Here is an 11529-nt window from a genome sequence, read left to right as displayed (position 1 = left end):
CTAAACTGTCGTTTACTCTCGTTAATAAGGGTCATCATGGTCTATCAGGCAGCTTCCTCCCGTTATCAAGAGATGAAGTATCATCGTTGTGGTCGTAGTGGATTAATGCTTCCGGCAATTTCTCTTGGCCTGTGGCATAACTTTGGTGACAGCACGCTGTACGAAAATAGCCGCAATTTAGTGCATCGCGCTTTCGATAGTGGTATCACCCATTTTGATTTAGCCAATAACTATGGCCCGCCGCCCGGTTCAGCCGAGCTGAACTTTGGCCGCATCCTGCAACAAGACCTGCGCCCCTATCGTGATGAACTGATTATCTCTTCCAAAGCGGGATACACCATGTGGCCCGGCCCTTATGGTGACTGGGGTTCGAAGAAATATCTGGTAGCCAGTATCAACCAAAGCCTACAACGTATGGGGCTAGATTATGTAGATATTTTCTACCACCATCGCCCGGATCCTAATACACCATTGGAAGAAACCATGGCCGCATTGGACCTGCTGGTGCGCCAAGGTAAAGCGTTGTATATCGGGTTGTCCAACTATCCAGCGGCGCAAGCCCGTCAGGCCTGTGAAATTCTGGCAAATCTCGGTACGCCTTGCCTGATTCATCAGCCTAAATACTCTATGTTCGAACGCTGGATTGAAACCGGGCTGCAAGATACTTTGGATGAGTATGGCGTAGGATCTATTGCCTTTTCTCCGCTGGCAGGCGGCGTATTGACGGATCGCTATTTGGCGGGTATTCCGCAGGACTCAAGGGCTGCCAGTGGCAGTAAATTCCTTAATCCCGAGCAGCTTACCGCAGAAAAACTGGCCAAGGTGCGCCAGTTGAACGCATTGGCCCACGAACGCGGTCAGAAGTTGTCACAGATGTCTTTAGCCTGGGTATTACGTGGCGGGCGGGTGACTTCAGCACTGATTGGTGCCAGCAAAATCAGCCAGATTGACGACGCGGTTGGTATGCTAGCCAACACTGATTTCAGCACCGAAGAAATCAAACGTATTGAAGATATTCTGGTGTAAACGCTCTCTCCAAAGTCCCCAACAGGGGCACTCCGGTGCCCCTAATCCATCATTATTACAGATAAATCTCAATTTTTTATTTTACAGTTTTATCTGAATCACAGTTGCCGAACCGCAGTTTAAGATAGGCCATAGCCAATAAAGCTGCGCAAGGATAAATCATGTCAAAAGTGGATGTTTTGAAACCAACGATATTTAGACCTATTGCGTTAAGACCACTGTTATTAGTAACGATATTAGCCTGGTTTCCTCTCGTTCCTATGGCAAATGCCGAAAGTATTGAGCTACTCCCCAGTGTTTCATTGCAGATCGGTGAGCAAGATCGCCGTGGCAATTATTGGGATGGTTATGACTGGCGCGATCAACGATGGTGGCAGGATCATCAGGGGCAGGATTTAGGCGAACGAAATCGCCATGGACATTACTGGGATGGGCACCGCTGGCAAAACAGAGACTGGTGGCAAAAGAACTATTATTACCGTGAAGGGCGCTATCAGAAACACGATAAACATTATGACAACCACGGCAAGAAACATCATCGAGGAAAAGGGCATGACCGCCATCATGATGATGACTAATTAAAAAAGCTTCTGGCGGATGATTGGCTATCGATCCCGCCAGTATGAAGAAGTTAGAGCAAGCTAATCAACAGATAAGCATTTAATCCAACCACCACTAACACAATCATCTTCCCCAAAATCTGAATCAATTTTGAGTTAACCATCTCTCCCATCAATTCTTTATTGCCAGTAAAGACCAGCAATGGAACTAACGCCAACGCAATACCAAAACTCAGCAGTACCTGGCTCATCACCAAGATCCGTGTTGCATCCATACCCGCCAGAATGACAATAAAGGAAGGCAACATCGTGACCGAGCGTCGCACCCAGATAGGGATATAAAACCGGACAAAGCCTTGCATGACGACCTGCCCTGCCAAGGTCCCCACCACTGTCGATGACAACCCAGCGGCAACCAGACTCAAACCAAAAATAGTGGCTGCGGCATTACCTAACAGGGGTTGTAGTGTGAGGTACGCTTGCTCGATTTCAGCAATACTGCCATAACCATTGAAATGGAAAGCCGCCGCCGCCGTTGCCATCATAGCCAGATTCACAAAACCGGCAATTGTCATGGCAATCGCCACATCCAATTTAGTCGCAGCATAACGGGATGCCTTGGAGTTTTCTCCCGCCGTTTGCGTCAAGGATGAATGCAGATAAATAACATGCGGCATAATCGTGGCACCTAATACCCCGGCCGCTAGAAACACCGCGTCACGGTTAGGCAAGTCAGGAACCAACATACCGCGACCCAACGCCGCCAGTTCTGGTCGGGAGAAAATAAGTTCTACAATATAAGCCGCCGCTACAAATAACAGCAACCCACCGATAACCAGTTCGAGAGGTTTTTGCCCACGCTTTTGCAGCATAAGAATCAGGAAAGTGGCAATGCCGGTCAGGACAGCACCTTCAAGCAGGGTCACACCTAGCAGTAATTTAAACCCGATTGCCGCCCCAATAAACTCGGCCAGATCCGTGGCCATGGCGATGATTTCGGCTTGTACCCAGTAGGCCCATACCGCAGGCCGTGGAAAACGATCACGGATATGCTCAGCCAGATTTTTACCAGTGGCAATACCGAGTTTAGCGGACAGTAATTGGATCAACATAGCCATGATGTTGGCCCAAACCACCACCCACAATAAGGTATAACCGAAAGAGGCCCCCGCCTGAATATTGGTTGCGAAGTTACCGGGGTCGATATAACCGATGGCCGCGATAAAAGCAGGCCCCATCAGGGAGAGTTTTATCCTCCTTGATGTACGGCGGGATGTATCGACAGCACGGCTATTCAGCATTCAGTATTACCCTTGAAAACTTACGTCTACTTTCTTATCAATAATAATATCTAAATGATAATAATTATCAAGCGCACTTGGCGTGGTAGAACTTATCTCTCTGATAGCTAACACCGTATAATCAGCCGTGTAGCAATCACCCGTGGTAGCTTTCTGAAAAGTTGGGTTAAATGTTCCATCGCCCTTTTCGTAACGAATGACTACAATTGATCAACCTAGCATATTTAAACTACTTCCGTAGCAAATTATTAACATCCTATTTTTTGTGATCCACTCCACTAATTCGTTTGCATTAGTGCAAGTGAATTTCTATATTTGCTGCCTACATCTCGTTTTTAATGTAGCCGTTACATAAAATGTCCACCGAAATCTAGCCTGCCTCAAATTTGGAGCACACATGTCCCATATTCTGCAGTTTGCGTTGGCCTTAGTCGTGGTGGCCATATTAGCTCTGGCGATCTGTAAGGATCGTAAAAGCATCCGCATTCGGTTTGTTATTCAATTGCTGGTAATTGAAGTGTTGTTGGCGTACTTCTTCCTCCATTCGGAAGCTGGATTGGGTTTTGTGAAAGGATTCGCCGGTTTATTCGACAAGTTGCTTGGATTTGCCGCCAACGGTACCGACTTTGTCTTTGGCAATATGGGTGATAAAGGTTTGGCGTTCTTCTTCCTGAGAGTGCTGTGCCCTATCGTCTTTATTTCTGCTCTGATTGGTATTCTGCAATATATCAAAGTTCTCCCCGTCGTTATTCGTATCATTGGTACTTTGCTGTCTAAAGTTAACGGCATGGGTAAGCTGGAATCATTCAACGCCGTCAGCTCACTGATTCTGGGTCAATCTGAAAACTTCATCGCCTATAAAGACATTTTGGGCAAAATGTCTGAAAAACGCATGTACACCATGGCAGCAACCGCGATGTCGACAGTTTCTATGTCAATCGTGGGTGCATATATGTCAATGCTGGACGCGAAGTTTGTGGTTGCGGCGCTGGTACTTAACATGTTCAGTACCTTTATCGTGTTGTCATTGATCAACCCGTATAAAGCAGAGGACGAGGAAGAGTTGCAACTAAGCAACTTGCACGAAGGCCAAAGCTTCTTTGAAATGCTGGGTGAGTACATTCTGGCCGGTTTCAAAGTTGCTATCATCGTTGCAGCCATGCTGATTGGTTTTATCGCGTTAATTTCTGCGATGAATGCCTTATTTAGCTTGCTGTTCGGTATCAGCTTCCAGGGTATCTTGGGCTATGTCTTCTTCCCGTTTGCCTGGGTGATGGGCGTACCGACTCATGAAGCCTTACAAGTTGGTGGCATCATGGCAACCAAACTGGTATCTAACGAATTCGTGGCAATGATGGACTTGCAGAAAGTGGCATCAGAACTGTCGCCACGCAGCGTGGGTATTCTGTCAGTGTTCCTGGTTTCATTCGCTAACTTCTCCTCTATTGGTATCGTAGCCGGTGCGATTAAAGGTTTGAATGAGCACCAAGGGAATGTAGTTTCACGCTTTGGCTTGAAGCTGTTATACGGCTCTACGCTGGTCAGTGTGCTGTCCGCCTCTATTGCGGGCCTGGTACTCTAAGTATCAGAAAAAAATCTCTAAAGAGGCGCTACGGCGCCTTTTTTTATACCTGCGATTCATACCCGGACTATTTACACGGATGATGACTCTTTGAGTAATCAAAGGCTGGACAACTTTAGTGGGTAAGTTTAATGCCGCGACTGATGTGATATGCCCGTTAATAAGCAATAGATGGCGTTCTAAGTGAGGTAGTAAATATAATGGTGGGTCGTGCGGGATTACTCGGTCTCTGACCTCGCCCTTCGGGTCAACGCTCCCGCGTTGCTGTCTCGCTTCGCTCGGCTCGAACCTGAACGCAGGGTCTCACCCACACGATTTCGTGTAGTTTTTGAGTTTTTAAATCTGGGGAAGTTAATACGGTACTTGATATAATGGTGGGTCGTGCGGGATTACTCGGTCTCTGACCTCGCCCTTCGGGTCAACGCTCCCGCGTTGCTGTCTCGCTTCGCTCGGCTCGAACCTGAACGCAGGGTCTCACCCACACGATTTCGTGTAGTTTTTGAGTTTTTAGATCTGGGGGAGTTAATACGGTACTTGATATAATGGTGGGTCGTGCGGGATTACTCGGTCTCTGACCTCGCCCTTCGGGTCAACGCTCGCGCGTTGCTGTCTCGCTTCGCTCGGCTCGAACCTGAACGCAGGGTCTCACCCACACGATTTCGTGTAGTTTTTGAGTTTTTAGATCTGGGGGAGTTAATACGGTACTTGATATAATGGTGGGTCGTGCGGGATTCGAACCTGCGACCAATTGATTAAAAGTCAACTGCTCTACCAACTGAGCTAACGACCCATTATATAGATTTATTCGACATTTTTAACACGAGTCATGCGGGATTACTCATCCTGCGGATTCGCCCTTCGGGTCAACGCTTACGCGTTGCTGTCTCGCTTCGCTCGGCTCGAACCTTTAACCAATTGATTAAAAGTAACTATTCTGCCAACTGAGCTAACGACCCATTATATGGTAATACGAAGTAAAAGAAGTGGTGGGCGATACCAGATTCGAACTGATGACCCCCTCCGTGTAAAGGAGATGCTCTACCAACTGAGCTAATCGCCCACTTCTACTACCTTGAATCTTAATACTTTTAACAATGAGTGATGAGTGGTGGGCGATACCAGATTCGAACTGATGACCCCCTCCGTGTAAAGGAGATGCTCTACCAACTGAGCTAATCGCCCTCATCTATCTCATTTATTGCATAACACGTCGAGTTTGGTGGGCGATACCAGATTCGAACTGATGACCCCCTCCGTGTAAAGGAGATGCTCTACCAACTGAGCTAATCGCCCCGCCGTGTTGTTGGAGTCGCATTATAGGGATAGTTCGAAGTGAGTCAACGGTTTTTAAAACGAAAACAATCGTTCGCCGCAAATTTAAACAGGATGCGATATTTATCGCCGCTATGAACCTTTATTAAATGATCCCCAAAATATTTCAAGGTGCAGGACGGCGGCAAACAAATGAACCCGATGAGCTTACCCAAGGATGTGATTCGGGTGAGTGAGTGCGGCCAACACACCTGCAATTTGAAAGATGACAGGGATATCATCAATTGCATACCGGTAACATCGTTGAGGAATTACTACAGGGTGGTAGAATGTCGCCTACTTTTTCAAATTTCGAGCAACTGTCAGCTTTTGCTGACCGGCGTAGCGTAATAAGGCATCGATTCCAATGAAGATCAAAACCCGTTTTGCACCCAGTCCTACCGGCTATCTCCATGTAGGTGGCGCACGCACCGCATTGTATTCCTGGCTGTTCACCCGTCATTTAGGTGGTGAATTTGTTCTGCGCATTGAAGATACCGATCTTGAGCGCTCAACTCAGGAAGCCATCGACGCTATTATGGACGGTATGAACTGGTTGAATCTGGATTGGGATGAAGGCCCGTATTTTCAAACCAAACGGTTCGATCGCTACAATGCGGTGATTGACCAAATGTTGGAAAAGGGCACCGCTTATCGCTGCTATTGTTCTAAAGAGCGCTTGGAAGAGTTGCGTGAAACCCAAATGGCCAATGGCGAGAAACCTCGCTACGATGGTCGTTGCCGCGATAGCCAGTGCACTCATGGCGCTGATGAGCCATCAGTGGTGCGTTTTCGCAACCCGCAGGAAGGTTCAGTCATTTTCGACGACAAAATCCGTGGCCCTATTGAATTCAGCAATCAGGAACTGGATGATTTAATCATCCGCCGTACCGATGGTTCACCAACCTATAACTTCTGTGTCGTCATCGATGACTGGGATATGGAAATCACCCATGTTATCCGTGGTGAAGACCATATCAACAATACACCGCGCCAGATTAATATTCTGAAAGCATTAGGCGCGCCAGTGCCTGAGTATGCTCATGTATCAATGATTCTGGGTGATGACGGTAAAAAACTGTCGAAACGCCACGGGGCTGTTGGTGTTATGCAATACCGCGATGACGGCTATCTGCCAGAGGCACTACTGAACTATTTGGTGCGTTTGGGTTGGTCTCATGGTGATCAGGAGATTTTCTCTGTGGCCGAGATGACCGAGCTGTTTACCCTCGATGCAGTCAGTAAGTCAGCCAGTGCATTCAATACTGAAAAATTACAGTGGTTGAATCATCACTATATCAATAGCCTGCCACCAGAGCATGTTGCTGTTCACCTGTCATGGCATGTTGAACAACTGGGGCTTGATACCCGTAATGGCCCTGAGTTAGTTGAAATCGTAAAACTGCTAGGTGAGCGCTGCAAAACGCTGAAAGAGATGGCCGAGTCCTGCCGTTACTTTTACGAAGAATTTGACGAGTTCGATGCTGATGCGGCTAAAAAACATTTGCGCCCAGTGGCCCGCCAGCCACTTGAAGCAGTTAAAGCCAAACTCGCCGCCATCACCGCTTGGACCACTGAAAACGTTCACAACGCGATTCAGGGCACGGCTGATGAGTTAGGTGTAGGTATGGGTAAAGTGGGGATGCCGCTGCGTGTCGCAGTCACTGGTGCGGGTCAATCGCCAGGAATGGATGTCACTGTCCATGCTATCGGTCAGGCACGCTCACTGGCACGTATTGATAAAGCATTAGCCTTTATCAGCGAGCGCGAAGCACAACAATAATACGGTTATTGTGCGTTCAATCAGGCGGCTATTCAGGCCGCCTTTTTATTATTACTCGTTAGATAGTGTGAGCGACATTTAATATTTAATGCTATTTACCCGCTGATTTGGCGGCTTTTTCAGCGCTTAACGCGAGAAATCGAATTAGCCGTTGACACTGTTTCAGTGGTTTCATATCATGCGCCCCGTTCACACGATTTATTATGTGCACATTGGGGCTATAGCTCAGCTGGGAGAGCGCTTGCATGGCATGCAAGAGGTCGACGGTTCGATCCCGTCTAGCTCCACCAAATTTTCTTGTTTGATTGCATCATCAGGCCAGAAAAGGGTGGCATCATAGATAAGTCAGTACGAACAACCACATTTGTGGGGCTATAGCTCAGCTGGGAGAGCGCTTGCATGGCATGCAAGAGGTCGACGGTTCGATCCCGTCTAGCTCCACCACTCTTTAAAAAACCGGCTTATGGCCGGTTTTTTGCTTTCTCGCGCAAGCCTCCCTCACTCTTTGTCATTTATCTCTGTTATCCTGCGAACTAATCAAAGGTATTGATTACGGTGGAAATAGGCATGAATCAGCAGCAACAAATCATTCAATGGCTACAGGCTGACCCTCATCGTATGCAGGCTTTGTCGATTGCCCGAGAGCTCGGGTTAAAGCAGTGGTGTCTGGCGGCAGGATTTGTGCGTAATCTGGTGTGGGATCAATTGCACGGGTACCCGTTAGCGACCGCGCTCAATGATATCGATTTAGTCTATTTCGATAAGCAACATGCCCACGAGCAGCATGACTTACAGCGAGAAGCGCAGCTACAGCAAAAGAGTGCGGCTCAGCATCTCTCCTTCCCCTGGTCAGTAAAAAATCAAGCCAGAATGCACCTGTATAGGGGTCGCCAACCTTATACCAGTACCGACGATGCTATTAGCTACTGGGTTGAAGTAGAAACAGCAATCGGTGCCAGGCTCAATGCGAGCGGCGATATTGAGCTGGTGGCTCCACTGGGTTTGGGCGCACTGTTTACCCGAACGATCACCTTGAACCCGAAAAACGGTGAGGTCGATACCTACTACCAACGGGTAAATAGCAAAGGTTGGCTGCAACATTGGCCTGAACTACGTTTGGTAATTTAACGTTTCAGAACCGTGTGGTAGCGTTTAAAAAAACAACCAAGTGATAAGCAAGTGATAAGATTGTGTAAAGCAGCCCTCAAAAGTTAAAGGTTAATATCCTCCCGTCGATAAGCATTACTCCATCCAGGTTTTACTAAGGAATAATGATGTCGAATACTATCTCTGCAGCATCCGTGTCAGTGAGCAGCAGTAGCTCTTCTGACAGCAGTGCGGCGGCACAAATTAAATCCATTAATCAGCAGATCCAAAAACTGACCGAAAAATTAAGTACCTTAAAAGATTCCGGTTTGACTGCAGATGAATTACAAAAGCAGCAGCAACAGATTCAGAGTCAAATTGCAGCGCTGCAAGCTGAGCTTGCCCGTATTCAGGCCAAGGAAGCGGATAAAACCAAAGAAGGTGACAACAATGCGGCAACTGCGCCCGCCGGTGATGGAGTAAACCGCCCTTCCGCACAGAACCAGATTGACGTTTATATTTAATAACATTGATATTCGGTTAAACAGTGATAGGGCGATGGCAACATAACGGCTATCGCCCTGTTTTAGAAAGTAAAATCAACCACGCTTGAGGGGTTTTACCAAACCATCCAATCCCTCGATTTTAATGGTCAGCGTCAGCTCCATCAACATACCTAACTTGCCTGGTGGGAATTCCCCTTTGCGGGCGAACCAGAGCAGGTACTCTTCAGGTAAGTCGATTAATACCCGCCCTTGGTATTTACCAAACGGCATCCGGGTATTGGCAATCTCAATCAAATTCTCTTTTTCCATACAGCCCTCTGGCGTTACCACTATTCACCCAGCAGACGAATCATTTCCGCTTCATCAATGACTGTAATCCCAAGCTCCTGCGCTTTCGCCAGTTTTGAGCCAGCCGCCTCACCAGCAATAACCAGATCCGTTTTTTTGGAAACACTGCCACTCACTTTGGCACCTAAAGCAGCCAGACGATCTTTCGCTTCGTCCCGTGAGAGAATGGTCAGTGAACCCGTCAACACCACTGTTTTCCCAGCAAAGGGGCTATCAATCTCTTCGGCAATAATTTGCTGAGGTTCCGGCCAACTGATCACTTGCTCTAGCGCCTCGATCACTTTCTGATTATGTTCTTCGCTGAGGAAATTCCGCACATGCCTGGCCACCACTTCCCCGACATCTGGCACACTTTTTAATGCATCGATATCTGCCGCGCGCAAATTAGTCAGAGTGCGAAAATGAGCCGCTAAATTAGCCGCTGTCGCCTCCCCTACCTCACGAATACCCAAAGCATACAGGAAGCGGGCAAACGTCGTTTGCTTCGCCTTTTCTAGCGCCGCAATCAGATTTTGCGCCGATTTTGGCCCCATCCGATCTAAACCGGTCAGCTTGCCTGCGGTCAGCTCAAATAGATCCGCAGGGTTCTCGACATACTGCTTCTCTACCAGTTGCTCGATAATCTTGTCACCCATCCCGTCCACATCCAACGCCCGGCGCGAGACAAAGTGCTTCAACGCCTCTTTACGCTGCGCTGCGCAGAACAGACCACCGGTGCAGCGGGCAACCGCCTCGCCTTCTACCCGCTCGATATCAGAACCACATACCGGGCAGTGCTCCGGGAAAACTATCTCTTTGGCATCCTGCGGGCGTTGTTCCATCACCACACCAACCACTTGCGGGATCACATCTCCAGCGCGGCGAATAATAACGGTATCACCAATGCGTATACCAAGACGCTCAATTTCATCGGCGTTATGCAGTGTCGCATTACTGACAACCACGCCAGCCACCTGCACCGGTTCCAGACGTGCGACCGGGGTGATAGCACCGGTGCGCCCCACCTGAAACTCCACGTCGCGAACTTGAGTTATCTGTTCCTGCGCCTGAAATTTAAACGCCGTAGCCCAACGGGGAGCGCGTGCTACAAACCCCAATCTTTCTTGCAAGTCGAGTGAATCAACCTTGATAACCACGCCATCAATATCAAACCCCAAACTGGCACGGTCCTGTTCTACCTGACGATAGAAGGCAATGACCTCATCACTACCGGTGCATAACTTCACTCGATTACTGACCGGCAGACCCCAGGCTTTAAATTGCATCAGGCGCTGAATATGACTGCGCGCAAGCTCACCGCCATCGAGTAAACCCACACCATAACAGAAGAACATTAATGGCCGTTTGGCGGTGATGCGGGGGTCGAGCTGACGTAACGATCCGGCAGCAGCATTGCGTGGATTGGCAAAAATTTTACCGCCTTTGCGACGCGCCTCTTCGTTAAGTTGCTCAAAACCGGCTTGTGGCATAAAGACTTCACCGCGAACTTCCACCCGCTGTGGGATATTCTCCCCATGTAGGCGCAGTGGAATGGCACGGATGGTACGCACATTCGCGGTAATATTTTCACCCGTGGTACCGTCACCACGGGTAGCAGCTCTAACTAACTCACCATTCTCATACAATAGGCTGACCGCCAGGCCATCGAGCTTCAGCTCACAGCAGAAGGTCAACGGTTCAGCGGTTTTCAGCCGGTCATGCACCCGTTTGTCAAAAGCCAGGTAGCTCTCTTCATCGAAAACGTTATCAAGAGATAACATCGGCACTTCGTGTCTAACCTGTTCAAATGCATCAAGCGGCGCAGCACCAACCCGCTGTGTCGGTGAATCATGAGTAATCAATTCAGGATGTTGTGCTTCCAGGGAACGTAATTGCTGCATCAAACGGTCATATTCAGCATCAGGGATCTCAGGGGCATCCAACACATGATAAAGATGTTCGTGATGGCGCAATGAGGTTCTTAGTTGATTAATTTGCTGAATTATCGATTCCATGGCTCACCATCAAAGATAAAAAACCCCCGGCA

General features: G+C 48.3%; 9 protein-coding genes, 6 tRNA genes and 4 other RNA genes. 8 read left to right on the top strand and 11 right to left on the bottom strand.

The window, feature by feature from the left end:
- The first annotated feature begins 36 nt into the window (after window positions 1-36).
- Both V1953_RS06035 and V1953_RS06030 read left to right on the top strand, forming a co-directional pair.
- A complete protein-coding gene (locus V1953_RS06035) occupies window positions 37-1026 on the top strand; it encodes an aldo/keto reductase (protein ID WP_083163459.1) in 990 nt (329 codons plus the stop codon).
- Window positions 1027-1187: 161 nt separating this feature from the next.
- On the top strand, window positions 1188-1604 hold the full coding sequence (locus V1953_RS06030) for a DUF2502 domain-containing protein (protein WP_083163457.1): 417 nt from the start codon (window positions 1188-1190) through the stop codon (window positions 1602-1604).
- A 53-nt stretch (window positions 1605-1657) separates the two neighbouring features.
- On the opposite strand, the gene V1953_RS06025 is transcribed toward V1953_RS06030, so the two are convergent.
- Window positions 1658-2887, bottom strand: coding sequence for an Nramp family divalent metal transporter (locus V1953_RS06025; protein ID WP_420073378.1), 1230 nt, complete (start codon window positions 2885-2887; stop codon window positions 1658-1660).
- A gap of 397 nt (window positions 2888-3284) precedes the next feature.
- Between V1953_RS06025 and V1953_RS06020 the strand changes: the two genes are divergently transcribed.
- Window positions 3285-4469: a NupC/NupG family nucleoside CNT transporter gene (locus V1953_RS06020; RefSeq protein WP_083163451.1), complete on the top strand. Its 1185-nt coding sequence runs from the start codon at window positions 3285-3287 to the stop codon at window positions 4467-4469.
- Window positions 4470-4670: 201 nt separating this feature from the next.
- Here the strand turns inward: V1953_RS06020 and V1953_RS06015 are convergent.
- The 8 genes from V1953_RS06015 to V1953_RS05980 all read right to left on the bottom strand — a co-directional run bounded on the left by V1953_RS06015 (window position 4671) and on the right by V1953_RS05980 (window position 5762).
- Window positions 4671-4796, bottom strand: a non-coding RNA gene (locus tag V1953_RS06015) — RtT sRNA.
- 45 nt (window positions 4797-4841) lie between these two features.
- Window positions 4842-4967: non-coding RNA, RtT sRNA (locus tag V1953_RS06010), on the bottom strand.
- 45 nt (window positions 4968-5012) lie between these two features.
- A non-coding RNA gene (locus V1953_RS06005) (RtT sRNA) lies at window positions 5013-5138 on the bottom strand.
- 45 nt (window positions 5139-5183) lie between these two features.
- Window positions 5184-5259, bottom strand: a tRNA-Lys gene (locus tag V1953_RS06000).
- Window positions 5260-5302: 43 nt separating this feature from the next.
- Window positions 5303-5394: non-coding RNA, RtT sRNA (locus tag V1953_RS05995), on the bottom strand.
- A 59-nt stretch (window positions 5395-5453) separates the two neighbouring features.
- Window positions 5454-5529: transfer RNA gene (locus V1953_RS05990), tRNA-Val, on the bottom strand.
- Between the two features lie 46 nt (window positions 5530-5575).
- Window positions 5576-5651 (bottom strand) — tRNA-Val (locus V1953_RS05985).
- Between the two features lie 35 nt (window positions 5652-5686).
- Window positions 5687-5762, bottom strand: a tRNA-Val gene (locus V1953_RS05980).
- A 385-nt stretch (window positions 5763-6147) separates the two neighbouring features.
- Between V1953_RS05980 and gltX the strand changes: the two genes are divergently transcribed.
- From gltX to V1953_RS05955, 5 genes are all read left to right on the top strand, one after another.
- On the top strand, window positions 6148-7563 hold the full coding sequence (gene gltX / locus V1953_RS05975) for a glutamate--tRNA ligase (protein WP_372569428.1): 1416 nt from the start codon (window positions 6148-6150) through the stop codon (window positions 7561-7563).
- A 214-nt stretch (window positions 7564-7777) separates the two neighbouring features.
- Window positions 7778-7853: transfer RNA gene (locus V1953_RS05970), tRNA-Ala, on the top strand.
- A gap of 78 nt (window positions 7854-7931) precedes the next feature.
- A tRNA-Ala gene (locus tag V1953_RS05965) sits at window positions 7932-8007 on the top strand.
- A gap of 123 nt (window positions 8008-8130) precedes the next feature.
- Window positions 8131-8691: a nucleotidyltransferase family protein gene (locus tag V1953_RS05960; RefSeq protein WP_083163446.1), complete on the top strand. Its 561-nt coding sequence runs from the start codon at window positions 8131-8133 to the stop codon at window positions 8689-8691.
- A 146-nt stretch (window positions 8692-8837) separates the two neighbouring features.
- Window positions 8838-9173 carry a FlxA-like family protein gene (locus V1953_RS05955; RefSeq protein WP_083163444.1) on the top strand — a complete coding sequence of 112 codons (336 nt, stop codon included), beginning with the start codon at window positions 8838-8840 and terminating at the stop codon, window positions 9171-9173.
- Between the two features lie 75 nt (window positions 9174-9248).
- On the opposite strand, the gene V1953_RS05950 is transcribed toward V1953_RS05955, so the two are convergent.
- Together V1953_RS05950 and ligA are read right to left on the bottom strand one after the other, a co-directional pair.
- Complete coding sequence (locus V1953_RS05950) at window positions 9249-9464, bottom strand: DUF3820 family protein (RefSeq protein WP_005183737.1); 216 nt, start codon at window positions 9462-9464, stop codon at window positions 9249-9251.
- A 20-nt stretch (window positions 9465-9484) separates the two neighbouring features.
- Window positions 9485-11497: an NAD-dependent DNA ligase LigA gene (ligA, locus tag V1953_RS05945; RefSeq protein WP_372569430.1), complete on the bottom strand. Its 2013-nt coding sequence runs from the start codon at window positions 11495-11497 to the stop codon at window positions 9485-9487.
- Window positions 11498-11529: the final 32 nt, after the last annotated feature.

Origin of the sequence: Yersinia sp. 2541 StPb PI, assembly GCF_052217145.1 — a bacterium.
In the GTDB taxonomy this organism is placed as follows: domain Bacteria; phylum Pseudomonadota; class Gammaproteobacteria; order Enterobacterales; family Enterobacteriaceae; genus Yersinia; species Yersinia enterocolitica_E.
This window is presented reverse-complemented; position numbering and strand designations above follow the sequence as displayed.